This window comes from Rhodococcus sp. NPDC060176 (assembly GCF_042728675.1).
In the GTDB taxonomy this organism is placed as follows: Bacteria; Actinomycetota; Actinomycetes; order Mycobacteriales; family Mycobacteriaceae; genus Rhodococcus_F.
Map to the genome: position 1 here is coordinate 226,136 of NZ_JBHWYS010000002.1, position 25,494 is coordinate 251,629.

Consider the following 25,494-nt stretch of genomic DNA (forward strand, 5'->3'; position numbering starts at 1 on the left):
CTACGAGTTACTACTACGAGAGGTGACTACTGGCGCTGGCCGCCTTCCGGCGGCTGACCCTGGTACGGGTACTTCTGCTGGAATTCTTCACGCTCGGACGGCAGCGGTAGCTGACCGGGCCACGGGTTTTCACCCTGCTGCGGTAGCGTGGGATCGGTGAATCCAGGCTGCTCGGGCGCACTTTCACGGCGGTGCCTGACTGCAGCTGCCGGATCTTCGACGGGTGTGCGCGCAGCAACTTCAGCGGCGCGCACCGCTTCTGCGATGGCCGGGTCGGATTTTGTCTCGAACCACTCTGCCACCTCAGCTGAATCGTCCTCGGGGTTGGGAAGATTCTCTTCGGCGGCCGGCGGCTCGTAACGGAAAACACCGTCCTGTCCCTGCGCGCCAAGCGTTTTCGCAAATCCCTTCAGTGCGTCACCGAAGTCGCTGGGTACGAGCCAGACCTTGTTTGCATCGCCCTGCGCCATCTGCGGCAACGTCTGAAGGTACTGGTATGCAAGCAATTCCGGAGTCGGCTTACCGGACTTGATGGCGGCGAAGACCTTCTCGATGGCCTTGGCCTCGCCTTGGGCCTGCAAGTACTTGGCCGCGCGGTCACCTTGAGCGCGAAGGATCTGAGACTGACGCTCGCCCTCGGCGTTCAGGATCGACGCCTGCTTGTTGCCCTCGGCAGAAAGAATCTGACTCTGCTTTGCACCCTCGGCGGTCTTGATAGCGGACTCACGGTGACCTTCAGCCGTCAGAATCATGGCGCGCTTTTCACGGTCCGCCTTCATCTGCTTCTCCATCGACTCCTGGATCGAGGGCGGCGGATCGATGCTCTTGAGCTCGACGCGGGCCACTCGCAGGCCCCAGCGACCGGTTGCCTCGTCGAGGACACCGCGAAGCTGACCGTTGATGGAATCACGCGAGGTCAGCGTCTCTTCGAGAGTCATTCCACCGACGACGTTTCGCAGCGTCGTGGTTGCCAACTGCTCGACGGCAGCGATGTAGTTGCTGATCTCGTACACCGCAGCTTGGGGATTGGTGACCTGGAAGTACACCACAGTGTCGATGGACAGTGTCAGGTTGTCCTGGGTGATCACCGGTTGCGGCGGGAAGGAGACGACGCGCTCGCGAAGATCCACCTTGGCGCGCACGCGATCGGCGAACGGGATCAAGAACGTCAGCTGACCGGACACCGTCTTCGAATATCTGCCGAGCCGTTCGATGACCGCGGCTTCTGCCTGCGGTACCAGTGCCACAGACTTCGCGACCACCAAGATCACGAATAGCACCAACACACCGAGCACTATGAGTGCTGCCATTAAGGTCCCCTCCAGACGACTGCTGTTGCGCCGTTGATTTCCATCACCGTCACCTTGGTGCCCGGCGGGTACACCTCGGTGGTGTCGTACGGCCTGGCAGTCCACACCTCGCCGTCCAACTTGACCTGCCCGGAATGCTCGCCTACTTCTTCCAGAACCAGAGCGTGCTTACCTTCGAGTGCCTGAATTCCGGTCGGGGTCGGCGGCGGACTACCGAAGCGACGCAACATGATCGGTCGCACGCCCAGGACCAGAGCGGCGGAGAAAACTCCGAACATGACGGCGTCGACCCACACCGGGAAGTCGGTGACAGCACTGACACCGGCAGTAGCGAGTGCCCCACCGGCGAGCATCAGCAGGAAGAAATCCCCCACCAACGCCTCGGCCCCGGCGAGCACAAGTGCTCCGATCAGCCAAATTAGTGCAGCCACAACACCATCTAACCAGAATGTGTGACCCAGGCCGCCGCTACGTCAGTTCGGCTCGGTAACGAAATCGACAAGTTGTTCGACAGCGCCGATCAACGGAGCTTCCAGATCGCGGAAGCTCTCCACCGAGTTGTAGACCCGCCGCCAGCCCTCCTGAGGGGTCCCCCAACCGAGTTCGCGGCAGATTCCCGTCTTCCAATCCTCGCCGCGCGGGATCTTCGGCCAGGCTGCGATACCGACGGATGTGGGGCGCACTGCCTCCCAGACGTCGATGTACGGGTGACCGGTCACCAGCACGTTCGGGCCGAGGCCCTGCGTCAGTTGGGTTTCCTTGGAACCGGTGACCAGGTGGTCGACCAGGACCCCGACGCGGCGACCGGGACCTGGACCGAATTCGGCAAGCCGCTCCCCCAGATTGTCGAGTCCTTCGAGATGTTCGACGACAACACCTTCGACACGAAGGTCGTGACCCCATACCCGCTCGACGAGGGCCGCGTCGTGCACTCCCTCCACCCAGATCCGGCTGGGCAGTGCCGTGCGGGCACGCAAGCCTTCGACTCGCGTCGAACCCGAAGCCGACCGTGCGGGCTTGGTGGACGCGGCCTTGGGCGCAGGCCGGACGAGGGTGACCGGTGAGCCGTCCACGAGGAAAGCCGCCTCGCGCATCGCGAACAACCGCGTCCGGGAACGCCCGTCCTCGAGGCGCACGAAATCGCCGTCGTACGTGCGCTCGAAACCGACCACCGCCCCGCAGAATCCCGTCGCCGCATCCTCGACGACTAGATCACGTTCGGCCGCCACTTCGGGCGTCACGCGCTTCTGTTTACGGGTATGACCCGCAAAAATGTCACCGTATCCGTTGCCACCGCTCACGCCGGATCACGCTAGGTCACAACGCCGGGGCCGCGCATCTCGCCACGCCGAACTAAACTTCACGGTCATGAGTTCTCCCAGCGCAAGCCTCACCGTGTGGGCAGCGTCATGGCTCGCCGGCGACGCTGCGCCGGACGACGTCATCGACGCCCTTGCCGCGTGGGCACCGATGCACCTGATCGGGGCCGCCGATGCGGAAACCGCAGTCCGCCACGATCTCGAGTGGCCGGGTCTCACGGCATCCGGTATCTCCACGCTGCTGAGAATCGCGCGCTCGGAGGCTGCCGAAGTCCGCCTGGTCCTTCCCACGGCCGGCGACGTGCGAGGCCTGCCTACCGGAACCGAGTTCGCTCGCGCTGCGATCACAGCGGGTGAGGGGATACAAATCGGCGCCGTCGGCAAACCTGGAGTCGGCCTCGTGCCGTCGAAGGAAGGCCCGGACGTCTTGCGGTGGACGGTCTTCTCCATCCCGACTGTGGCGGGCAGCGCCGAAACGATCGGGCTCCGTGAAGCCGAATACGAACTGCGTCAAGCTGTTCGGGATGCAGCGGAGATCCTCGGCGGGCTTCCGACTGTTGCCACGGGTATGCCCGGAAGCGACGCGCGCACCCTGGTCGCCGAAGCACTGCAGGCGCAGGCCGGGTATCGCTGGCCGTCGACGCTGTCACCGCGGCATCTGCAGGTGATCGACACCGCAGACAACGTGGCAGCAATTCTTGCCGTCGCCGCGTCGGCCGGGACCAACCAGGCACCGAGCGTGTCCACCGCGCAGACGCGTGAAGACCTGCTGCGACGACTGTGGGACGTCGTCCGCATCGCCCGTGTTGCTTCGGCCAACAGTGTGTCGATCAGAGCTTGAGCACGAAGTTCCGGCGTTTCTCGGCAAACCCGTTGCGGTCACCGAACATGTCGATCTTCATCTCCTCGAGTTCACGTTCCTCGTAGGGCTGCACCGGATCGCGTTCCAGCCGAAGACGTTTGCGCTCCAGCATCGATTCCAGGCGATCTCCTTCGAGTAAGTCGACGGCGACCTTGTCCAGCCACGCCTCGAACAGATCCGGCCGCCTGGGGCCGATCGCGTCGACCAGTCCGATGTCCAATGCGCGACGAATACCGATAGGACTGCATTCGGTCAGCAGGCTGCGTGCCTGCTCCTCGCCGACCCGGGTCGGAAGTGTGTACGTGTGCAGTTCCGAGCCGAACAGGCCCATCGTGGCGTAGTGAGGATTGAGAACCACACCGTCCCTGGCCACGACTACGTCGGCCCCGAGCGGGAGCATGACCCCACCGGCACCGGCGTTGCCGGTGAAAGCCGCCACCACTACCTGCTCCGTACAGGTGACTATCGCTTTCGCGATCTCGTTGATGGCCTTGATATTGGCCCACGCTTCTCCGGCTTGATCCGACGCCGCCTCGATGACGTTGAGGTGGATACCGTTGCTGAATCTGTCGTAGTCGCCCGTCAGGACAAGGATCTTGGTGTCCTGCGCGATCGCCCAGCGCAGCCTGGCCGCCAGGCGTGCGCATTGCTTGGTACTCATCGCGCCGTTGTAGAAGCGGAACGAGAGATGTCCGATATCGCCGTCCCGGTGATAGTCGGTCTCGGGATAGCGACTCTCCCAGACCTGTGGAACGAACACGTCCGGCCGCACGACAGCGGTCGACGGAAGTTTGACATTGCCCGCGCCGACGAGCCGCGCATGCCCGATCCACACCGAACCGGCACCGGTAGCAACACGTATTGCCTGGTGGAAGTACTCGACGATGGTGCCAGGTGCCGCATCGACGTGGGCGTCGAGGAAAGCGTCGTAGACGTAGACCCGGTCGAGCCCGAGTTGAACGGCGACGCCGGGAAACCCGTCGGCGGCGTTGACGGCGCGGACGATGCTCGATGCGTCCTCCGCCCAACTGAACACGCGATCGGACTGTTTCATGCTCGGCCTCGATCGGGCCGATGCCACGGGCCTGGCAACGCGCTCGGACGGGATCGGCTGGAAATCAGGAGTACGGAAATGCTCGACGACCTCCGCTATGCACTCCATCGCCGCGTCGGTGACTGCCCCGTTGTACACCGAGGATTTGGTTGCCCCGCTCGGAAGTTCGAAGGTCCGCCACGCCCACACCGCTCCTGCATCGAGTTCCTCGGCGGCCTGCAATGCGGTGACTCCCCAGATCGGTTCGTCGTCTGCAATTGCCCAGTCCAGCGACGACGGTCCGCGATCTCCGGGTGGGCCGGGGTGAATGATGATCGTCGTCCACCGCTGCCAAATGGATTCCGGTACATAGGCTTTCAGGAATGGGCAGATGACGATATCGAAATCCCCGGCCGCCGTTGCGGCCAGCGCCGCTTCTGCGTCGGCTACGACGGAGGTGCGGACCTGGTGTCCTGCCTCCCGAAGAACCAGGGCGGCCCGCTGAGAAAGACCGTTGTCGAAGGTGACGAGGAGGAGCACGCTCAACGGCGGCGCGGAAGCGACGTGTGGGCGCGAGCGCCGGAACAGCGCCGCGGTGGCCGCCCGCAAGCGCCCCTTGGCCGATCCACCTTCGCGTAGCTTCACCGTAGCTCCTACACCCGCAGTGGCCACAGAAGTCGCGAGGGCAGCGGATGTGGGCATCGGTGTGACTTCGGGGGTTGAAACCATGGATTCCTGCTCGCATGCTCGAGTATCCGCAGCGCAGACCCGGCTCCCCCCAGAGCCGGGTCGACGCACCGATAGATTGATTGAGGTATTTAGGGACTTTATACCTACCGTCGGTTTGTTTCAATAGCTATTTTCAAGCAAACAGTTCGTCTGGTCAACGCCCGGGCTTGTGATTGATCGCGATGTGGCGGTCGATTCGAATATGTTCGTCCAGCGTCGGGTAGCGCAGACCGGTGTCCTGGCTGTACCCCTGACGGCGCAACCAATCCAGGACATCACCCCAGAACCAGATACCACCGGCCACCGAGTTGTACGGAATCGGGAAAGGAGTGGCGGCCTGCCGGACCCCTCGCACCCACTGCCCGACGGCTTGCCGGGTCACGCCCGCACGGTCGGCAATGTCCTGGCGTGACACCAGGTCAGGATGTGTCCGCTGTGGGCGCACGCCCGCGGCCACCAACTGGTCCACCACGGTGATAGCCGTCGTCGCTGCGCGCATGCCCTCCGAGGTGAGCGTCAGCAACTGCAACCCACGTCGATCCTCGACTCTTCCGCCCAAGCTCTCTTCGATCGCCTGCTCTTGCGAGACTGTCAGCATCTGGACGATGAATGTGAATTCGTAACGGTGATAGAGGTCTTCGGCCACGCAATGAACATAGCCGTAAGCTGCGCTGTTTCCACATGGACACACCCGGATCTCGCCCCCACACGCACAATGGGCAGATGATCGACGTGGACGACAGTCAGTTCGAGGACATGGTCAAACGGGCGCTCGACAGTCTGCCGCCCAAATTGGGTGCGGAGATGGCCAATGTCGCGGTGACCGTTCAACTCGAAGGAGGACGACCAGGGCTACTCGGGCTGTATCAAGGTATCCCGCTGACCAAGAGAACCACCACGTACGCAGGCGTACTTCCCGACCGCATCACGATCTACCGCAGGGCCATCTGTGCGATCTGCAGCACCGAAGACGAGGTGATCGAGCAGGTTCGCCGAACCGTGATCCACGAGATCGGACACCACTTCGGGATCGGGGATCCCCGGTTGCGCGAACTCGGATGGTGACAACCGACTCATCTAAAAGTCGGAAATCAGCTAGAGGTTGATAATCCGCGAATTGTCATGTCAGCTGTACCAAGCCCGCAACAATTGAACACTCACAGGAGTTCGCATGGTCAATTTGATCCAGATCGCCCCGAAGAATGCCCCGACGTTTGCGATGAGCCGACAGAAGGCTGCCGAACTGTTGGGCATCTCGGTCGACAGCGTCGCGTTTCTCCTCAAGTCTCGTTATCTGCCGGATCTGGACGCCGGCCGGTTGATCTCGATGGCCAACCAACCGTGGTTGTACTCGGACGGCGACTTTCCCGTCCTTCAGCAAGGCGCATCCGAACTTGCACCGAAGAAGATGCTGCCCGCCCGTAAGTACATCGGCGAGAGCGCAATTCACTCCGACGCCGAATGCGTGGAAGCCAACCAGGGGCAATGGGCCGGATTCAACGTCGACCACGTGTTGAGCGCCCGCTTCCTGCCCGTGACGCTCCGCAAGTTCCCGGTGTCGGTTCTGCAGATCCACGACGTCAACGACGACGACGAGGAACGGGTCTCGTTTGTCGCGACCCTCGCCGGGCGAGTCCGCGAACTGGGAGCGCCCGAACTCAACTACATCGACCCGTCACTGAGCCCGGAAGACCGAAAGGTCGTCGAGACGCTCCTCACCTCGCGCAGCACGTCAACCGTTCCGGGACCCTGCGGAAAGCTCAAGCAGCCGAACACCTGAGCGTCGGGCCGTCAGCGGGGACGCTGAACGGCCGCGCAGCAGTTCACTGCGCACGAGCGTCCGTTGGTGGTCGAGCCGAGCAGCGGCTCGACCCCCAGTCGCAGTGGCTGCTCGGCCTCGGCCAGTTCCTGAACGAGCGTGGGCACCAGCTGCGCAAAACGCTGATCGCGGCCGGGTGTCGCTGCACGAACGAAATCCATCCCGAGTTCGGCTGCCTTGTCCTTGGCCTCGGTGTCCAGGTCCCACACCACTTCGAGGTGATCGGAGACGAAACCGACGGGGCACACGATCACAGCGCGAACGTCCTTGGCGGACAACGTATCCAGATGATCACAGATGTCAGGGTCAAGCCACGGAACCTGCGGCGGGCCAGATCGCGACTGCCACACCAGATCAAAATCTTCGACGCCGACGGCTTCGGCAACAAGCTTCGCGGCCTCGGCGACCTGTCGGCTGTAGAGGTTTCCGCCCTCCGTCGGCGGACCCGCATTGCGGTCTGCGGCAATCGGTACCGAATGCGCTGTGAACACCAGGCGCGCGGTATCGCGAGTCGCTTCGGGCAACTCGGCGCGGGCAGCTCGGACCCCGTCGGCGAATGCGCCGACGACCAGCGGATGGTCGTAGTACTGGCGAAGTTTGGTCAGCGTCGGTGCGCCGTCACCGACCGCCTCACGGGCACGAGCGATGTCCTCGTGGTACTGCCGACACCCGGAGTAACCGCCCCACGCCGACGTGGCGAACACGGCGGCGTTGCGGACACCGTCCTCGCGCATCTTGGCAACGGTGTCTTCGACCATCGGGTGCCAGTTGCGGTTGCCGAAGTACACGGGCAAGTCCAGGCCGGCTGCTGCCAGTTCACCCTCGACCCGGTCGATCAGGTCCCGATTGAGCGCGTTGATAGGTGAAACCCCACCGAAATGCATGTAGTGCTCGACGACGGCGTCGAGGCGCTCCGCCGGCACTCCCCTACCGCGCGTGACGTTTTCGAGGAAGGGTCGTACGTCTTCGGGTTTTTCGGGACCGCCGAACGACAAAACGAGAAGAGCATCGAACTGCATGTCCATACTTGCGGTCATGAGTTCAATCTTGCGCGATGCCGTTCGGCGGGGGTCACCCGGGTACTCACCTGCGTAGTAGAACTAGTGCTACTAGCCGACCATCGCGTGGAAGCCACCGTCGACGTAGATGATCGACGCGGTCGTGCCGGGCAACCAATCCGAGAGGACGGTGCAGACGGTCTTGGCCACGGGCTCGCGATCGTCGACGTCCCAGCCGATGGGCGCAGCGCCGTCCCATGCGGTGTTGAGCTTGTCCAACTCCGCGCCCGGACCGGTGCTGTCACCGGCAATGGCCTTGGCGGCCAGGGTCTTGATCGGGCCGGAGGACACCAGGTTCGAGCGGATGCCACGAACGCCGACCTCTTTGGCCACGTAGCGGTTCACGGCCTCGAGCGTCGCCTTGGAGACGCCCATCCAGTTGTAGAACGGCATCGCGCGTGCCGGATCGAAGTCCATACCGACGATGGACGCGTTGTCGTTGAGCACCGGCAGCAACGCCTTGGCCAGTGCGCTGTACGAGTATGCGGACACCTCGAGTGCGACCGCCACGTCCTCCCACGGCGCGTCCATGAACGGGCTTCCCAGGCAGGAACGGGGGGCAAAGCCGATCGAGTGGACGACGCCGTCGATACCCTCGGGAGCCAGCTCGCGAACACGCTCGGCGAGAGATGCGAGATCCTCCGAACTCTGGACGTTGAGCGAGATTGCCGGCGGCACGGGCTGCGGCAGGCGCTGGGCGATGCGGTCGATGAGGCGCAGACGATCAAACCCGGTGATGAGCACCTTCGCGCCCTGCTCCTGCGCGACCTTGGCCACGTGGAACGCGATCGACGAATCGGTGATGATGCCGGTGACAAGAATGGTCTTACCCTCGAGCAAACCGCCCATGAGATGTCCTCCTGATTTCAGACGTACGAGAAAGGTGTGCGTGTTCGAAAAAGCGGGTCAGTGCCCCATGCCGAGTCCGCCGTCGACGGGGATGACCGCACCCGAGACGTATGCCGAATCGTCCGAGGCGAGGAAACTGACAACTGCTGCAACATCTTCCGGCTTTCCGGTCCGCTGCAACGGGATGAACTCGGTGGCCTTGTCCTTGACGTCGTCGCCCAGGGCGGCCGTCATGTCGGTCTCGATGAATCCGGGAGCGACCACGTTGGCGGTGATCGAGCGCGAGCCGAGTTCCCTGGTCAGGGAACGAGCGATACCGACGATGCCTGCCTTGGACGCGGCGTAGTTGACCTGGCCGGCCTGTCCTGCCAGACCCACCACCGAACCGAGGAAGATGAACCGTCCGAAACGCGCGCGCAGCATCGAACGGGTCGCACGTTTGGAGAGGCGGAAGGTTCCGGTCAGATTCGCGTCGACGACGCTCGTGAACTGCTCTTCGCTCATCCGCATGATCAGTGTGTCGTCGGTGACGCCGGCGTTGGCGACGATGACCTCAACCGGGCCCTGGTGTGCCTCGACCTCTTTGAACGCCCGGTCGATCGACTCGGTGTCGGTGACGTCGCAGACAACGCCGAACAAACCTTCAGGGACACCGGAACCGCGATGCGTGACGGCTACCTTGTGACCGTCTGCAGCGAGTCGCTGAGCGACGGCCAAGCCGATTCCGCGGTTGCCGCCGGTGACGAGCACCGAGCGCGGTGTGGTGACGGTCCGTTCGGAAACCACTGGCGTGGGAGGGATAGACATGGCGATCAACCTATCAATTCTCTGCGGGCCGCGTACCAGCGGTATTTGGACAATTCGGAACTGCTCTCGATCAAGGCAGACGCTGCCTGCGTACCAGGGCGATCGTCAGACCTGCGGTCGCGAACACGACGCCGAGGATCAACCATGGTCGACTCGCGTCGCCTCGAGTCGTCTCGAAACCGATCTGCTCTTCGAGCGTGTCGTACACCTCGCGCAGTTCTTCCAGGCTCGATGCCGTGAAAAAACTTCCCCCGGACAGGTTGGCGATCTCTTTCAACGACGCATCGTCGACCGGGACGGGGATTCGGTCCCCTTCGATCTCGACGCGTCCGTATGTCGTTCCGAAGGAAATGGTCGAGATCGGAACGCCTTTGTCCTTGGCCTGACGGGCAGCGGTGAATCCGCCCCGCGGATCGTCCGGGTTCTCGGGAACGGTCTGCTTACCGTCGGACAGCAACACGATGCGCGCCGGGGGCGCCTGATCGCTTCCGCCGAGAACCGCCGACAGCGTGTCGATCGACTGCAAGGAGGTGAAGATCGCCTCGCCCGTCGCCGTCCGCTCACTGAGCTTCAGGTTGTCGATGGCGACCTTCGTCGCGTCACGATTCGTGGTGGGCGACACCAGAACCGAGGCGGTTCCGGCAAATGCGACCAACCCGAGGTTGATTCCAGGAGTGAGACCGTCGGCAAACGACTTGGCTGCTTCCTGCGCTGCTGCCAATCGCGTCGGCTCGACATCGGTGGCCTGCATCGACAGCGACACGTCGATCACGAGGATCACGGTGGCGCGGTTTCGCGGGACCTTCTTGTCTGCCGTCGGACCGGCGAGGGCAACAGTGAAGAACACCAACGCGACGACCATCAGAATCGCCGGAATATGACGCCACCGCCCCGGCCGCGAAGGCGCGACCTTCTCCAGTAGCGCGAAGTTCGTGAACCGAAGTGTGTGCTTTTCACGCTGCTTCTGGACAAAAACGTAACCGACCACCAACGCGGCGATGACAGCGAGGAACAGCAGCCACCACGGTGCGGTGAATTGAGAAAGACTCACGAACGAACGCCCCCAGTTCCGGCGCCGGCACCATAACTGTGGCGGCGTGCCGAGATGAATCTCACGACGTCGGCGATCCAGTCCCTGTCGGTGTGCAGAGACATCAGCGGTGCGCCGCAACGACGTAGAGCTTGTCGGACCTCGACACGGTGCTCAGCGGCGACTCTGGCGAAGTCTGCTCGCAGTTGCGGCGTCGTGGTGAATTCTCTCGTCCGACCGGACTCCGGATCGTGGAGCACCACGTCGCCGACGTCGGGCAGTTCGAGGTCACGCGGGTCGACCACTTCGACGCCGAGCACGTCGTGCCGTCCCGAAATGGCGCGCAGCGAGCGTTCCCAGTCGATCGGCCCGAGGAAGTCACTGATGACCACCGCGAGTCCGCGCCGACGCTGTGGGCGTCTGAGCGCTTCGATCGCGCCGACCAGATCACCGCGTACCCCGTCCGGCGCGTGCGGAGTCGTCGCGATCTTGCGGAGCATCGCCTGTGCGTGAATTCGCCCACCGCGGGCCGGAATTCGAGTTGTCTGTGCGCCGGTCGAGATGATGGCGCCGACGCGGTTACCGCCCGAACTGGTCAGGTGAGTGATCGCCGCGGCTGCGGCGACGACCAGGTCGCGCTTCTCGCATCCGGCGGTCCCGAAGTCGAGACTTGCGGACAAGTCGATGACGAGCCACGTCTCGAGCTCACGATCTGCGACCGTTTGACGCACGTGTGGGTGCGTCGTCCGTGCGGTGACGGACCAGTCCATCTGCCGCACGTCGTCGCCCGGCTGATACTCGCGGGCATCTCCCGGCTCCGAACCCGGACCGGGAATCAGGCCGAGATGATCGCCGTGCAGCACACCGTCGAGGCGGCGGCGAACCGTCAGCTCGAGGGTGCGCAGCGCAGCGGTGAGTTTGGGATCGCTGAGCTCGCCGGATCGGAACGACGGCGGAGAACCGGTGGATCCGGCGGGTGTCGCCTGGCCACCGTCGCGGCCTTCGGTCACTGCGGGCGACTCATCGTCTCAGCGGTCGCGATCGGCGCGCCGTTGCCCTGCGGATTAGCTGTGCCCGGTGCGTTGAACTGCGGTGCTTGCGGTGCGCCCTGCTGGGGCGGTCCGGGAACGGTAGGAACCGGCCGCGCGGCGATCTGCGGCAGTCCGACGGTCTGCAGCACCCGGGCGATGACGGCGTCGGGAGTCACCTCGTCGGCCATGGCGTCGTAGGAAAGAACGAGACGGTGACGCAACACGTCCGGGATCACCTCGATGACGTCCTGCGGCACTACGTAGTCGCGCCCGCGGACGAGAGCGAGGGCCCGCGACGCGGCGATGATGCCGAGCGTCGCGCGGGGTGAGGCGCCGTACGCGATCCAGCCGGCGACGTCCTCGAGTCCGACCTCACGCGGCGTACGCGTGGCGGCGATGACCCGGACAACGTAATCGACGAGCGCGTGGTGAACGAAGACGTTGCTGGCGACGCGTTGGAGCCTGACCAACTCCTCCGGACCGAGGATCTGGTGCGGCTCCGGCGCTGCCACGCCCATCCGGTAGACGATTTCGCGTTCTTCCTCCACTGTCGGGTAATCGACGAGGATCTTGAACAGGAAGCGGTCGCGCTGCGCTTCGGGGAGCGGATAGACGCCCTCGTTCTCGATGGGGTTCTGCGTCGCCATCACCAGGAACGGATCGGGCATGTGGTACCGCTTGCCACCGATCGAGACGTGGCGTTCTGCCATCACCTCGAGGAGCGCGGACTGCACCTTGGCCGGGGCACGGTTGATCTCGTCGGCCAACACGAAGTTGGCGACGACGGGGCCGAGTTCGGTATCGAACTCCTCGCGGCCCTGACGGTAGATGCGCGTACCGATGAGGTCGGTGGGCACCAGGTCCGGGGTGAACTGCACGCGGGAGAAGGAACCACCGACGACCTTCGCGAAAGTCTCGACGGCCAGCGTCTTGGCGACGCCGGGGACTCCCTCGAGGAGGACGTGCCCCTTGGCCAGGAGACCGACGAGAATGCGCTCGACAAGACGGTCCTGCCCGACGATGACTCGCTTGACCTCGTAGATCGCTCGTTCCAAGGTCTGAACGTCGGCTGTCAGGGAAGGTGCTGCTCCGTCCGCACTTCCGCCCGCCTTGCTTACGTCGACCGTTCCGACCGAATCTTCACGTGAGGTCACCAAGAATCCATCGCTTTCACCTAGAAAAGTACCGACAGTAACGTGTTCCCCGTCAACTATTCCAGGTAGTTGCGCTCGATGCCGTAACACCACGTCGGGAACTTGATACTTCTCCTGACAATGCGGTCGTCAGCGACAATTTCCTCTGACCGTCAGGACACCAGTCGGACGGCGTACGGCGTCATTCCGCCCCAGCGAACCGGGGAGACCATGACACTCGAACCGGATTGTGGTGCTTCGAGCATCTGCCCGTTACCGAGGTAGAGCGCCACGTGCTGGCTGGCGTTGGGGCCGTAGAAGATCATGTCGCCGCGCTTCATCTCCGAGGACGGAACCTGCGTGCCCGCGGTGTACTGATAGCCGGTGTAGTGCGGCAGCGAGATCCCGATGCCGGCAAAGGCGTAGATCATCAAGCCGGAGCAGTCGAACCCGACTTTGTTGAAGTCGCCGTAACTGTCAGCGACGCCGCCGTCACGGATGCCTCGCGTCGGACCGTTCTCGTCGCCGCCGCCCCAGGCGTACTGCACGCCTAGCTGAGACATCCCGCGGTCGATGACGGATTCGATTGCAGCGCTTCCGGTAACGGAAGGCTTCGGCGTGGTGGGTTTCGGCGTCGTCGGCTTGGGCGTGGTGGGCTTGGGGGTGGTGGGCTTGGGCGTGGTGACCGTTTCCTCGTCGGTGCCGGTCTCTTCGTCCGTGCCTGTTTCTTCGTCGGTCCCGGTTTCCTCGTCCGTCCAGGTGTCGTCGTCGTCCGGGATGACCGTCGGAGTCGGGTCTTCGACAGCGGTGTGTGGACGCTGGGCTGCTGCCAGTGCTGCAGCTCGATCCTTGGCTGCCTGGTCGGCAGCGGCACGGGCGGCGGCCTGAGCGGCTGCTTCCTTGGCGGCGGCTTCGAGAGCCTTCTGATGAGCTTCCTCGGCGCGGCGCTGTTCGTCCCACGTCGCGTATGCCTGGCGTTGCCCCTGCAAGCCGGCGACGGCATTGCGGGCGGCGTCGAGCTGAGCCTGAGCGGAGTTGCGCTCGGCTTCGATCGATGCCTTCTTGGCTACCTGCTGATCGAGGGCATTGCGCGCGATCTGAATCGCTTGCTCCGCCAGATCCTTCAGCTGCGCGGCGACCTCGGCGGCGGCGTCGGCCTGCTGCTTGGCCTGGCGGGTCGCGGAGTCCTTGTTCGCCTGCTCGGTACGTGCTCGCTGGAGACCGTCGAGCACTGCGCTCTGTGTATTGGCGAGAAGTTTGAGGACCTGGGCACGGTCGAGAACGTCGCCCGGCCCCTTGGCGTCGAGGAACGACGAGATCGACGCGGTGTTCGTGCCCTTGACGTAGCTCGAGCGTGCGTACTTGTCGAAGTCCGTCTGAGCGACTTCGATCTGCGCCGACGCGTCCTTCAGAGCTTGTTTGGTGACTCCGACGGCCTGCGCTGCAGAGTCTGCGGCGCCGCGGGCGTTCTGCAGATCCACGAGAGTCTTGTTGACGTCTTCACGCTTGATCGCAACTTCGTTGTCGAGTGCCGACAACTGTTCGTTGGCCGATGCGACTTGATTGATGAGCGCGCTGACGGTGCCGACGCTCGACGAGACCTGCGAATCTGCCGCGGCGATGTCCGAGTCACTCGGATTCGGAGGCGGCGGCGGTACGGCCGAGGACATGGCCGGCGTTCCGACGATCAGGGATCCGACGACGCCGAACCCGACGACCAGCTGCGCCAGGCGCATGGACTTACGGGAAGGACCACGACGGGACTCGCCGCCACGTGTTACTTGCCTCACAAATAACTCTCCCTCGCGTGTAACGCCACGGCCCGCTGGGTCGCCGATCCGTGCGGGGAGGGAATGCGCAGACCAAGCACCGGTCGCCCACAGCCCGAGAGCTGACGGTTGACCCGGACGTGTCGTAAGAACGCCACCGCCGGAACCTCGAGAACAAGGCAACCGACAAGTACGCGTCGAACAACATCAGCCTGTCTGCGACACTTCTTCCCCAAAAAGTGCCAGTTGTACCGTACGACACTCAAGCGTTCTTTGGAAACTTTAGCCACAAATAACACAAACGGTATTTGAGCTGGTCGAATGGCATGCAGGCACCAAAAAGGGCAGGTACTCACCGCAAACAGCGGTGAGTACCTGTTTTCGACGAGTTACTGAAAATCTCGCAAAAGGACCAAGGTCAGACGGAATCGGCCCGGTGGTCGGAAGATTTCGCAATCTCTGAAGCAGAACCGATATGTCTGGTTTGCGTATTTTCCGGCTCTCGCCGCCATTTGACCGCGAAGGTAATTCCGGCAATTACCGCCACGACGGCGATGACAAGAACCGTGTACAACGTCCAAGGCGGACCAGGCGCCACGATCTCGTGCGAGAAACGGTCCGCGGTCACACTCGCGCTCTCGCCGAATGACCGGTCCTGCGCAGTTTCGAGTTGGACGCGGCTGACCGAGTCGCTGTAGCTTCCCATCCAATCCGGGCTCAGAACGAGAACTGTGCCGCCTTCGGTCTTGCCGACCGTCGTGGCCAGGTCCCGAAGATCGGACGGCCGGCCCGGATTCGCATCGACGACGACGACGCTCAAGTCGACACCACGTTCGCGAGCGTCGGTCACCACCGCGGTCAGCCCGGCAACATCGGACTCGGGGGCGGAGACGCCGTCCGTCGAGAGATCCGCGAATACGTCGTCGAGATCGACGTCCGACGGAACAGCGGTGTGCGACGGGGACTTCACGTGCACGGGCGCGAAAGCGTGATTGGTAGGAGCAGACATCTCTCATCCGGGTGCTGTTCGGATTCCGTCCACCGCTGAGTTGCGGGGAGTTGGTCCGAGGTCGTTTGTCGGCGGCCGACCCGCGACGGGCCTGCATGCAGCCTACTTCAGGTCGACTGCCACCCGGCGTCACACACAACCGCCGCGCGTGCCGCCTGAGTGGCAACTGTGGGTGCGGTCACCCAGCCAAGCCTGCGTTGCGCAGGCCCGCAGTCTGCATGAAGATTGTTTCGGTCAACTTGCCCTGAATTCTCACAGGACAAGCGTACTGTTAGACTTGGACCGAGAGGTACCACCGGTCAGGACAGGTTCTACCGCAGCTCCGATGTTCGGACAGTTCTCACGCGAACTGTGCGATTGGCGTGAGCTACGGAGGATCTACCAGCCGAAGTACCTCGCTTCAGCTGCCGACACAGCCCCGTCGGTAGCGACCCTCATAGACGAGTGGAGCAGACGTGAGCACCAGTATCGATTCATTCGGAGCCAAGGGAACCCTCGAGGTCGGTGAGAACTCTTACGAGATCTTCCGCCTCTCGGCTGTCCCCGGCACCGAGAAATTGCCCTATTCCTTGAAGGTTCTCGCCGAGAACCTTCTCCGCACCGAAGACGGTGCCAACATCACCGCGGATCACATCCGCGCCATCGCGAGCTGGGATCCCTCAGCTGAGCCGAGCATCGAAATCCAGTTCACGCCTGCCCGCGTGATCATGCAGGACTTCACCGGCGTTCCTTGCATCGTCGACCTCGCCACCATGCGTGAGGCCGTCACCACCCTCGGCGGCGACCCGAACAAGGTCAACCCGCTCTCCCCCGCCGACATGGTCATCGACCACTCGGTCATCCTCGACGTCTTCGGCCAGGCCGACGCACTCGAGCGCAACGTCGACCTCGAATACGAGCGCAACGGCGAGCGTTACCAGTTCCTTCGTTGGGGCCAGGGCGCATTCGACGACTTCAAGGTCGTCCCCCCGGGAATGGGAATCGTTCACCAGGTCAACATCGAATACCTGGCTCCCACCGTGATGTCCCGTAACGGACAGGCCTACCCCGACACCTGCGTCGGCACCGACTCGCACACCACGATGGTCAACGGCCTCGGCGTGCTCGGCTGGGGCGTCGGCGGCATCGAGGCCGAGGCAGCAATGCTCGGCCAGCCCGTCTCCATGCTGATCCCCCGCGTTGTCGGCTTCAAGCTCTCCGGTGAGATCAAGCCCGGCGTCACCGCAACCGACGTCGTGCTCACCGCCACCGAGATGCTCCGCAAGCACGGCGTCGTCGGCAAGTTCGTCGAGTTCTACGGCAACGGTGTTGCCGAGGTTCCGCTCGCGAACCGCGCAACGCTGGGCAACATGAGCCCCGAATTCGGTTCCACCGCAGCGATCTTCCCGATCGACGCCGAGACCATCGAATACCTGCGCCTCACCGGCCGCAGCGACGAGCAGCTCGCTCTCGTCGAGGCGTACGCCAAGGAACAGGGCCTGTGGCACAACCCCGACAAGGAACCCGTCTTCTCGGAGTACATCGAGCTGGATCTGGGAACCGTTGTTCCCTCGATCGCCGGCCCGAAGCGCCCGCAGGACCGAATCCTGTTGTCGGAGTCGAAGACTGCGTTCCGCAAGGACATCCACAACTACGTGGAAGAGAACTACCCGACCGAGCACACCCAGCTCGACGAGGCAGTCGAGGAATCCTTCCCGGCTTCCGACCCCGCAGTTCTGTCGTTTGCCGACGACGGAGCGGTCGACGTTCTCTCCGCTGCCAACGGTGCAGAAGGCCGTCCGAGCAAGCCGGTTGTCGTCAAGTCCGACGCCGGTGAGTTCGTTCTCGACCACGGCGCCGTCGTTGTTGCCGGCATCACGTCCTGCACCAACACGTCCAACCCGTCGGTCATGCTCGGCGCTGCACTGCTCGCACGCAACGCCGTCGAAAAGGGCCTTGCCACCAAGCCGTGGGTCAAGACCAACATGGCTCCCGGTTCGCAGGTCGTGACCGACTACTACGAGAAGGCCGGCCTGTGGCCGTACCTCGAGAAGCTCGGCTACTACCTCGGTGGTTACGGCTGCACCACGTGCATCGGTAACACCGGACCGCTGCCCGAGGCAGTCTCCAAGGCGATCAACGACAACGACCTCTCGGTCACCGCGGTGCTCTCGGGTAACCGTAACTTCGAGGGACGTATCTCCCCCGACGTCAAGATGAACTACTTGGCTTCCCCGCCGCTGGTGATTGCCTACGGCCTCGCCGGAACCATGGACTTCGACTTCGAGACCGATTCGCTCGGTAACGACACCGACGGAAACCCCGTCTACCTCAAGGACATCTGGCCGTCCACGCAGGAAATCGAAGAGACCATCAAGTCCTCGATCGACCAGGACATGTTCCGCAAGTCGTACGCAACCATCTTTGCGGGCGACAGCCGCTGGCAGAACCTCGAAACCCCGAAGGGTGACACCTTCGAGTGGGACGTGAACTCCACCTACGTGCGGAAGCCACCCTACTTCGACGGCATGACGATGGATCCGGCTCCGGTCAAGGACATCAAGGGCGCCCGCGTCCTCGCGCTGCTCGGCGACTCGGTCACCACCGACCACATCAGCCCGGCAGGTCCGATCAAGGTCGGTACCCCCGCCGCGCAGTACCTCGACTCTCACGGCGTCGAGCGTGCGGATTACAACTCGCTCGGCTCGCGTCGCGGTAACCACGAGGTCATGATTCGCGGTACTTTCGCGAACATCCGTCTGCGCAACCAGCTCCTCGACGACGTCTCCGGTGGATACACCCGCGACTTCACGCAGGAAGGCGCACCGCAGGCATTCATCTACGACGCGTCGCAGAACTACCAGGCAGCCAGCATCCCGCTGGTCGTCCTGGGCGGCAAGGAGTACGGCTCCGGATCCTCGCGTGACTGGGCAGCCAAGGGCACCAGCCTGCTCGGCGTCAAGGCCGTCATCACCGAGTCGTTCGAGCGCATCCACCGCTCCAACCTCATCGGCATGGGCGTTGTCCCGCTGCAGTTCCCGGTCGGCGAGTCCGCAGGTTCGCTCAAGCTCGACGGCACCGAGACCTTCGACATCGAAGGCGTCGAGAAGCTCAACGAGGGCGTCACCCCGAAGACCATGAAGGTCACGGCGACGCGCGAGAACGGCGAGAAGGTCGTGTTCGACGCAGTCGTACGCATCGATACCCCCGGCGAAGCGGATTACTACCGCAACGGTGGCATCCTGCAGTACGTGCTTCGCAACATGATCCGGGGCTAGTAGGCACTACGTGCCTGTGAGCACTTTCGGCCCATGACGGGTCACAAAGCGCTCACGACCACTTTCGCCGGAAGGCGAACCATGTTTCATCGGTGGTCGTGAGCGCTTTGTGCACTGAGTCGACATTCAGCGCCTACGGCCGAAAGTGCTCACAGGCAACCCGACAAAGGAGGGATGCCCGTGCCCAAGGTCAGTGAAGACCATCTCGCGGCACGGCGCAGTCAGATCCTTGACGGCGCCCGCCGCTGCTTTGCGGAATACGGCTACGACGGCGCCACAGTTCGCCGTCTCGAAGAAGTCACCGGTTTGTCCCGGGGAGCGATCTTTCATCACTTCAAGGACAAGGACGGCTTGTTCCTCGCGCTTGCCAGCGAGGATGCGAGCCGGATGGCAGATGTCGTCGCCGAAGAGGGCCTCGTCCAGGTCATGCGGGACATGCTCGCGCAGCCCGATCAATTCGATTGGCTGGGAACGCGACTGGAGATAGCGCGTCGACTACGCAACGACGCCGATTTCCGTGAGAAATGGTCGCAGCGCTCCGCAGAACTGACGGAAGCGACCAGTGCGCGCCTCGCCCGACAGAAATCTGCCGGCCGACTCCGTGACGACGTTCCCACCGAAATCCTGATCGGGTATCTGGATCTGGTGATGGACGGCCTGGTCGCGAGAATCGCCTCCGGCCACGGCGTCGACAACCTTTCGGCTGTTCTCGACCTGGTCGAGGAGTCTGTGCGGCGAAGGGATTGAGGGGCTTCGCCCCTGTGAGTGGTTGAGGAGTGCGGGGACTCCCTAACCACTCACAGGGGGTCAGGCGAGCTGGATCAGCTCGAGGTACTCCTGCGACCAGTGGTCCTCGTTGCCGTCGGGCAGGAGGATGACGCGCTCGGGGTTGAGTGCCTCGGCAGCACCCGGATCGTGAGTGACCAGAACGACGGCGCCGGTGTAGCTGCGGAGCGCGTCGAGCACCTGCTCGCGTGAGATCGGGTCCAGGTTGTTGGTGGGCTCGTCGAGAAGCAGAACATTGGCGGCCGAAGACACCAGACCGGCCAGAGCCAGACGCGTCTTCTCACCACCCGAGAGCGTTCCGGCCGGCTGTTCGAGCTGCGGGCCGGTGAACATGAAGGCACCGAGCAGCGAACGCAGTTCCTGCTCCCCTGTGTCCGGCGCGGCGTGGCGGATGTTCTCCCACACGGATGCGTCGTCGTCGAGGGTGTCGTGCTCCTGAGCGAAGTATCCGACCTTGAGTCCGTGACCGGCGATCAGCTCGCCCGCGTCCGCCTTCTCCGCGCCCGCGAGGATCCGGAGCAGCGTGGTCTTACCCGCACCGTTGAGTCCGAGGATGACCACACGCGATCCACGGTCGATCGCGAGATCGACACCGGTGAAGATCTCGAGCGAGCCGTACACCTTGGTGAGGTTCTTGCCCATCAGCGGAGTCTTGCCACACGCTGCGGGTTCGGGGAAACGAATCCGCGCCACCTTGTCCGAGACGCGTTCTGCGTCGAGGTTCGCCATCAACTTGTCGGCTCGCTTGGCCATGTTCTGCGCGGCGACGGCCTTGGTTGCCTTCGCGCCCATCTTCGCAGCCTGAATCCGCAGCGCGCCGGCCTTCTTCTCGGCATTGGCGCGCTCACGACGGCGACGCTGCTCGTCCGTGGCGCGCGCGTCGAGGTACTTCTTCCAGTTCATGTTGTAGACGTCGGCCTCACCGCGGACGGCATCGAGGAACCACACGCGGTTGACGACGTCGTTGAGCAGGTCGACGTCGTGGCTGATGACCACCAGTCCACCCTCGTGGTTCTGGAGGAATCCACGCAGCCAGGTGATGGAGTCGGCGTCGAGGTGGTTGGTGGGCTCGTCGAGGAGCAGCGTCGTGTCCGAGCGTGCACCGCTGCCGTCCGAGGCGGCAAAGAGGATTCGTGCCAATTCGACGCGACGACGCTGACCGCCGGACAGTGTGCTGAGCGGCTGGCCGAGAATACGGTCTTCGAGGCCCAGGCTGCTGGTGATTCGTGCGGCTTCACTCTCGGCTTCGTATCCGCCGAGGGCCGAGAACCGATCCTCGAGCTGGCCGTACTTCTTGACGGCGCGATCCTGGGATTCCTGATCGAGCACCTCGCCCATCAGGATCTGCTGCTTCTCCATCTCACGGAGCATCGTGTCGAGACCTCGTGCGGAGAGAACCCGGTCCTTGGCGAGGATGCTCAGGTCGCCCTCCTTGGGGTCCTGAGGGAGGTATCCGAGTTCACCGGTGCGTACGACGCTTCCCGCGTATGCCTCACCTTCACCGGCCAGGATGCGCAGTGTGGTCGTCTTTCCGGCTCCGTTACGTCCGACGAGTCCGATCCGATCGCCCGGCTGGATGCGCAGCGAGGGCCCGGGAGCCGTGAGAAGGGTGCGGACACCGGCACGAACTTCGAGGTCAGTGGCGGTAATCAAGCAAACTCCTCAGGAAAAACGACGAATACGGGTAAACAATGCCTGACTTCAGACACAAGAACTATCGATTTTACCGTGACCTGACGGTCGTTCCGACCAGCAGCGTGTGAGTCCGCTAACGTTCGGGACATGACTAGCGAAAACAGCACTCGTCCTCGCGACCTCGAAGGCCGCGCCGCCATCGTCACCGGCGCGAGTCGCGGGATCGGCAAAGCTGTCGCCGCCGAACTCCTCGCGCGCGGCGCAGACGTCCTGATCACCGCCCGCAAGCCGGAGCCCCTCGAGGCCGCCGCAACAGAACTGTCCGCTCTGGGTCACGGCGGAAAGGTCGTCGCATTCGCGGGCAACGCTGCCGATGCCGAAGCCCGCTCCGGCGCCGTCGACCGCGCCGTCTCCGAGTTCGGTTCAGTCGACATTCTGGTCAACAACACTGGCATCAATCCCGTCTTCGGTTCGCTCATGGAGGCGGACCTCGACGCCGTGCGCAAGATTTTCGACGTGAACGTGGTTGCCGCCCTCGGCTACGTCCAACAAGCGCATCGGGCATGGATGGGAGAACACGGTGGAGCGGTTGTGAATCTGGCCAGCGTGGCCGGGATCCGATCGACGGGCGTCATCGCCGCGTACGGCGCATCGAAGGCTGCGCTCATCCGTTTGACGGAAGAACTGGCCTGGCAACTGGGACCGAAGATTCGTGTCAATGCCGTGGCTCCCGGGATCGTCAAGACGCAGTTTGCGGCGGCCCTGGTCGCTGCCGGCGAGGACAAGGCGTCGGCGGGCTACCCGATGAAACGACTCGGCACTCCCGAAGACGTTGCCGGCCTGGTTGGCTTCCTCGTCTCCGACGCGGCGGCGTGGATCACCGGCGAAACCGTGCGGGTCGACGGCGGTCTGCTCGCAACGGGATCGATGTAGTGCGCCGGTCGTGAGCACAGAAAACTCCTCCGCCGACGTGGTGATCGTCGGTGGTGGCCCGGCCGGACGGGCACTCGCGACCCGCTGTATCGCCCGGCAACTCACCGTCGTCGTTGTCGATCCGCATCCCCATCGGGTGTGGACTCCGACGTATTCGGCGTGGGCGGACGAGCTTCCGTCGTGGCTGCCGGACGAGGTGATCGCGAGCCGGATTCAATGTCCGAACGTGTGGACCGATGGACAGAAAAAGCTTGATCGCGCATATTGCGTATTGAATACACCATTACTGCAATCATTTCTCTCTGATGCTTCCATGCAGTTCAGAGCATTGCGCGCTCGAACACTGTCCCCCACCACCGTCGAGTGCGTGGACGGATCGCAGCTGACGGGATCCGTCGTCGTCGACGCCAGAGGCACCGATCTGACAGTGACAACCGCGCAGCAGACCGCCTTCGGAGTGATCGTCGACCGCGCCCTGGCCGATCCGATTCTGGGCGATGGCGAAGCCTGGTTCATGGACTGGCGAAGAGACAACGGCACTTCCGACGCCGACGCCCCGTCGTTCCTCTATGCGGTCCCACTCGACGACGAGCGAGTTCTCCTCGAGGAGACCTGCCTCGTCGGCCGGCCGGCGTTGGGGCTCCGCGAACTCGAAGCACGTCTGCGCACCCGACTTCACAATCGGGGCTGCGAAGTGCCCGACGACGCGCCGGTCGAGCGAGTCCGTTTTGCGGTCGAAGGCCCGAGGGGGTCCTCACCGGACGGCATCCTCCAGTTCGGCGGGCGAGGCGGTTTGATGCATCCTGGAACGGGATACAGCGTTGCCTCCTCACTCGCCGAGGCAGACAATGTCGCGAAAGCAATCGCCGGCGGTGGGGATCCCAACGCAGCACTCTGGCCGCGATCGGCCAGGGCGGTGTCTGCCCTTCGCCGCGTTGGCCTGAACGCACTTCTCACCCTCGGCTCCGGCGAGGTCGCGACATTTTTCGACACGTTCTTCGATCTACCGATCGAGGCTCAGCGGTCCTACCTGTCCGATCGGCGGGACGCGTCCGCGACGGCGAAGGTGATGGCATCCCTGTTCCGATCGTCACCGTGGCACGTCCGAAAGACGTTGATGCGCGCGCCGTTTCTGAGGTGAGCACTCTGGACCGACTACTGCGTTCCCATCGAGCCGGCGATCATCGGCCAGGAATTGTGTAGGTCGTCCTGCCAGTAACCCCACGAGTGTGTTCCGGTCGGCTTGAAGTCGAAGGTCGCGGGGATGCCCAGAGCGTTCAGTCGGTCCGCCAGTCCGTGCGTGCACCCGTTGACCGCGGATTCGATGATTCCGCCGACGATGATCTGATTCAGGAGCGCTCCGGGATTTCCGTTCACATCTGGTGCCTGAAGGTTTTCGTGTGGACCCGGCAGCCCGGAACCGGTGGAGACGTACAGTTCGGTTCCTCGCAGTTTCTCCGCGTTCACGACGGGATCGTTCTCGCGCCATCCGGGACCGTCGAACGGTCCCCACATGTTTGTCGGGTCAGCGCCTCCCCGCGCGCCGACCACCAGCCGCACGTAGTCCTGCCCTGGCTGGGTGGAAGTCTCCGCGCACCCGCTGTAGGCACCGACACTGCGATAGAGCCCCGGTGCTGAGATCGCGAGGTTGAGAACCGAGGTCGCCGTCATCGAGATCGCCGCGATGGAGTTGACCCCGTTGGTGCTGAACTGCGCGTCGATCACTGGCGGTAGTTCGCGGGTGAGAAATGTCTGCCACTTATTGCGTCCGAGTACGGGATCGTCTTTCTGCCAGTCGGTGTAGTAGCTGAACGCTCCTTCCAACGGCGTCACGACGTTGACGTTCTTGTCGGCGAAGAAGTCCAGGACATCCGTCCGTCCTTCCCACGTTGCACTGTCCTCGCCACCGCCGGCGCCGTTGAGCAGATACAGCGTCGGGCGTGGGGCGCTGGTGTCGGTGGGAAGGATCACCTCGAGTGGTATGTCGCGGTCCATCGCATCCGAATGAACGGTGACCCTGACGGTGCGTGCCTGTTCGGCTGTTGCGGGCCAAGGTGCGAACAGCAGTGGAACCAGTGAAATCGCCAGCGCAGCGGTGACGCGTCGACGGAAGGTTCGGATACTCATCGGAGTATGCCCCCAGGTGTGCGAGTCGGATTCTCGGAGCGGATACCCGCTCGCTGCGCCGCGAACCGGCCCACCCGGACACAACGGTTCGGGATCAACCGAGAGCGTTTGCCTCGCGCAAACGGCCGGCGGCGACCATCATGGGAGACATGCGCTCGATTTGGAAAGGCTCGATAGCCTTCGGTCTGGTCAACGTTCCGGTCAAGGTGTACTCGGCGACCGAGGACCACGACATCCGATTTCACCAGGTCCATGCAAAGGACGGTGGCCGCATCAAGTACAACCGCGTGTGTTCCGAGTGCGGCAACACGGTCCAGTTCGCGGACATCGACAAGGCGTACGACTCGGAGGACGGGTCACGGGTCATCCTGAGCGACGAGGACTTCAACAAGCTCCCAGCCGCCGAGAAGCACGAGATTCTGGTGCTGGAATTCGTGCCGAACGATCAGATCGATCCGATCTTGTTCGAGAAGAGCTACTTCCTCGAACCGGATTCGGCGTCACCGAAGGCGTACGTCCTGCTCTCGACTGTGCTCACCGAGAGCGATCGAACAGCACTCGTGCACTTCACGCTGCGGCAGAAGACGCGTCTGGCCGCGATGCGCGCCCGCGACGGCGTCCTCGTGATCCAGACGCTCCTCTGGCCTGACGAAGTTCGCGCCGCAGAGTTCCCCTCGCTCGACGACGTGGAGAAGCCGAAGGTCAAGGAACTGAAGATGGCGCAGACGCTCGTCGAGAGCATGGCGGGCGACTTCGATCCGACCGAGTTCACCGACGATTACCAACTCCAACTGCGGCAGTTGCTCGACGAGATGATCGAGAACGGCGGCAAGAAGGTCATCCCTGCCGCCGAGGTCGATCAGGAAGGCACCGACGCCGAAGTGGTCGACCTGGTTGCCGCGCTCCAGCGCAGTGTGGACGAAGCCAAGTCGAACGCAAGCAAAACCCCTGCCGGCAAAACGAGTGGAAGCAAGACGCGAGCGAAGAAGCGCGCCTGA

General features: G+C 63.5%; 23 protein-coding genes. 8 read left to right on the forward strand and 15 right to left on the reverse strand.

The features are described 5' to 3' along the window. Positions 1 to 26: 26 nt before the first annotated feature. From ACFWEM_RS09400 to ACFWEM_RS09410, 3 genes are read right to left on the reverse strand one after another with little or no spacing between them, the layout of a single operon-like run. On the reverse strand, positions 27 to 1,310 hold the full coding sequence (locus ACFWEM_RS09400; protein ID WP_378533065.1) for an SPFH domain-containing protein: 1,284 nt from the start codon (positions 1,308 to 1,310) through the stop codon (positions 27 to 29). Beyond that, positions 1,310 to 1,741, reverse strand: coding sequence for an NfeD family protein (locus tag ACFWEM_RS09405; RefSeq protein WP_003944877.1), 432 nt, complete (start codon positions 1,739 to 1,741; stop codon positions 1,310 to 1,312). Before ACFWEM_RS09405 ends, ACFWEM_RS09400 begins: the two co-directional genes overlap by 1 nt. A gap of 42 nt (positions 1,742 to 1,783) precedes the next feature. Next, on the reverse strand, positions 1,784 to 2,611 hold the full coding sequence (locus ACFWEM_RS09410; RefSeq protein WP_378533067.1) for a DUF3097 domain-containing protein: 828 nt from the start codon (positions 2,609 to 2,611) through the stop codon (positions 1,784 to 1,786). A 67-nt stretch (positions 2,612 to 2,678) separates the two neighbouring features. On the opposite strand from ACFWEM_RS09410, the gene ACFWEM_RS09415 reads away from it, so the two are divergent. Then, positions 2,679 to 3,470 (forward strand): hypothetical protein, encoded by a 792-nt coding sequence (locus ACFWEM_RS09415; RefSeq protein WP_378533069.1) that lies wholly within the window; start codon positions 2,679 to 2,681, stop codon positions 3,468 to 3,470. Here the strand turns inward: ACFWEM_RS09415 and ACFWEM_RS09420 are convergent. Both ACFWEM_RS09420 and ACFWEM_RS09425 read right to left on the reverse strand, forming a co-directional pair. Beyond that, positions 3,460 to 5,253 (reverse strand): enoyl-CoA hydratase-related protein, encoded by a 1,794-nt coding sequence (locus ACFWEM_RS09420; protein WP_378533071.1) that lies wholly within the window; start codon positions 5,251 to 5,253, stop codon positions 3,460 to 3,462. The two genes, ACFWEM_RS09415 and ACFWEM_RS09420, sit on opposite strands and share 11 nt — an antisense overlap. Before the next feature lie 154 nt (positions 5,254 to 5,407). Beyond that, positions 5,408 to 5,899, reverse strand: a complete 492-nt coding sequence (locus ACFWEM_RS09425; RefSeq protein WP_378533073.1) for a hypothetical protein — start codon at positions 5,897 to 5,899, stop codon at positions 5,408 to 5,410. Positions 5,900 to 5,976: 77 nt separating this feature from the next. On the opposite strand from ACFWEM_RS09425, the gene ACFWEM_RS09430 reads away from it, so the two are divergent. Both ACFWEM_RS09430 and ACFWEM_RS09435 read left to right on the forward strand, forming a co-directional pair. Beyond that, complete coding sequence (locus ACFWEM_RS09430; protein WP_003944783.1) at positions 5,977 to 6,318, forward strand: metallopeptidase family protein; 342 nt, start codon at positions 5,977 to 5,979, stop codon at positions 6,316 to 6,318. A gap of 106 nt (positions 6,319 to 6,424) precedes the next feature. After that, positions 6,425 to 7,033 (forward strand): transcriptional regulator, encoded by a 609-nt coding sequence (locus tag ACFWEM_RS09435; protein WP_378533075.1) that lies wholly within the window; start codon positions 6,425 to 6,427, stop codon positions 7,031 to 7,033. A gap of 11 nt (positions 7,034 to 7,044) precedes the next feature. Here the strand turns inward: ACFWEM_RS09435 and ACFWEM_RS09440 are convergent, their stop codons facing one another. The 8 genes from ACFWEM_RS09440 to ACFWEM_RS09475 all read right to left on the reverse strand — a co-directional run bounded on the left by ACFWEM_RS09440 (position 7,045) and on the right by ACFWEM_RS09475 (position 15,758). After that, the gene (locus ACFWEM_RS09440) at positions 7,045 to 8,097 is read right to left on the reverse strand and encodes a ferrochelatase (RefSeq protein WP_378534509.1); all 1,053 of its coding nucleotides are present in this window, start codon (positions 8,095 to 8,097) and stop codon (positions 7,045 to 7,047) included. An 84-nt stretch (positions 8,098 to 8,181) separates the two neighbouring features. Then, a complete protein-coding gene (gene inhA, locus ACFWEM_RS09445; protein WP_003944803.1) occupies positions 8,182 to 8,979 on the reverse strand; it encodes an NADH-dependent enoyl-ACP reductase InhA in 798 nt (265 codons plus the stop codon). A 57-nt stretch (positions 8,980 to 9,036) separates the two neighbouring features. After that, positions 9,037 to 9,786: a 3-oxoacyl-ACP reductase FabG1 gene (gene fabG1, locus ACFWEM_RS09450; RefSeq protein WP_378533077.1), complete on the reverse strand. Its 750-nt coding sequence runs from the start codon at positions 9,784 to 9,786 to the stop codon at positions 9,037 to 9,039. A 70-nt stretch (positions 9,787 to 9,856) separates the two neighbouring features. Further along, positions 9,857 to 10,837: a VWA domain-containing protein gene (locus ACFWEM_RS09455; protein ID WP_378533079.1), complete on the reverse strand. Its 981-nt coding sequence runs from the start codon at positions 10,835 to 10,837 to the stop codon at positions 9,857 to 9,859. After that, positions 10,834 to 11,826 carry a DUF58 domain-containing protein gene (locus ACFWEM_RS09460; protein WP_030536393.1) on the reverse strand — a complete coding sequence of 331 codons (993 nt, stop codon included), beginning with the start codon at positions 11,824 to 11,826 and terminating at the stop codon, positions 10,834 to 10,836. Before ACFWEM_RS09460 ends, ACFWEM_RS09455 begins: the two co-directional genes overlap by 4 nt. After that, complete coding sequence (locus ACFWEM_RS09465; protein ID WP_378533081.1) at positions 11,823 to 13,001, reverse strand: AAA family ATPase; 1,179 nt, start codon at positions 12,999 to 13,001, stop codon at positions 11,823 to 11,825. Before ACFWEM_RS09465 ends, ACFWEM_RS09460 begins: the two co-directional genes overlap by 4 nt. Before the next feature lie 152 nt (positions 13,002 to 13,153). After that, entirely contained in the window at positions 13,154 to 14,716 is a 1,563-nt protein-coding gene (locus ACFWEM_RS09470; protein ID WP_378534511.1) for an NlpC/P60 family protein, read from the reverse strand. 451 nt (positions 14,717 to 15,167) lie between these two features. After that, entirely contained in the window at positions 15,168 to 15,758 is a 591-nt protein-coding gene (locus ACFWEM_RS09475; protein ID WP_378533083.1) for a DUF6676 family protein, read from the reverse strand. Between the two features lie 455 nt (positions 15,759 to 16,213). Here ACFWEM_RS09475 and acnA point away from each other — a divergent pair, with 455 nt between their 5' ends. Both acnA and ACFWEM_RS09485 read left to right on the forward strand, forming a co-directional pair. Continuing rightward, entirely contained in the window at positions 16,214 to 19,015 is a 2,802-nt protein-coding gene (acnA, locus tag ACFWEM_RS09480) for an aconitate hydratase AcnA (protein ID WP_378533085.1), read from the forward strand. 180 nt (positions 19,016 to 19,195) lie between these two features. Further along, positions 19,196 to 19,762, forward strand: coding sequence for a TetR/AcrR family transcriptional regulator (locus ACFWEM_RS09485; RefSeq protein WP_214886600.1), 567 nt, complete (start codon positions 19,196 to 19,198; stop codon positions 19,760 to 19,762). A gap of 60 nt (positions 19,763 to 19,822) precedes the next feature. On the opposite strand, the gene ACFWEM_RS09490 is transcribed toward ACFWEM_RS09485, so the two are convergent. After that, entirely contained in the window at positions 19,823 to 21,454 is a 1,632-nt protein-coding gene (locus tag ACFWEM_RS09490) for an ABC-F family ATP-binding cassette domain-containing protein (protein ID WP_020907739.1), read from the reverse strand. A 129-nt stretch (positions 21,455 to 21,583) separates the two neighbouring features. On the opposite strand from ACFWEM_RS09490, the gene ACFWEM_RS09495 reads away from it, so the two are divergent. Together ACFWEM_RS09495 and ACFWEM_RS09500 are read left to right on the forward strand one after the other, a co-directional pair. Beyond that, entirely contained in the window at positions 21,584 to 22,369 is a 786-nt protein-coding gene (locus ACFWEM_RS09495; RefSeq protein WP_378533086.1) for an SDR family oxidoreductase, read from the forward strand. Between the two features lie 10 nt (positions 22,370 to 22,379). Further along, positions 22,380 to 23,510, forward strand: coding sequence for a lycopene cyclase family protein (locus tag ACFWEM_RS09500; RefSeq protein WP_378533088.1), 1,131 nt, complete (start codon positions 22,380 to 22,382; stop codon positions 23,508 to 23,510). A gap of 14 nt (positions 23,511 to 23,524) precedes the next feature. Here ACFWEM_RS09500 and ACFWEM_RS09505 read toward each other — a convergent pair whose 3' ends face one another. Then, positions 23,525 to 24,496, reverse strand: a complete 972-nt coding sequence (locus tag ACFWEM_RS09505) for an alpha/beta hydrolase (RefSeq protein WP_378533090.1) — start codon at positions 24,494 to 24,496, stop codon at positions 23,525 to 23,527. A gap of 140 nt (positions 24,497 to 24,636) precedes the next feature. Between ACFWEM_RS09505 and ACFWEM_RS09510 the strand changes: the two genes are divergently transcribed. Further along, positions 24,637 to 25,494, forward strand: coding sequence for a Ku protein (locus ACFWEM_RS09510; RefSeq protein ID WP_378533092.1), 858 nt, complete (start codon positions 24,637 to 24,639; stop codon positions 25,492 to 25,494).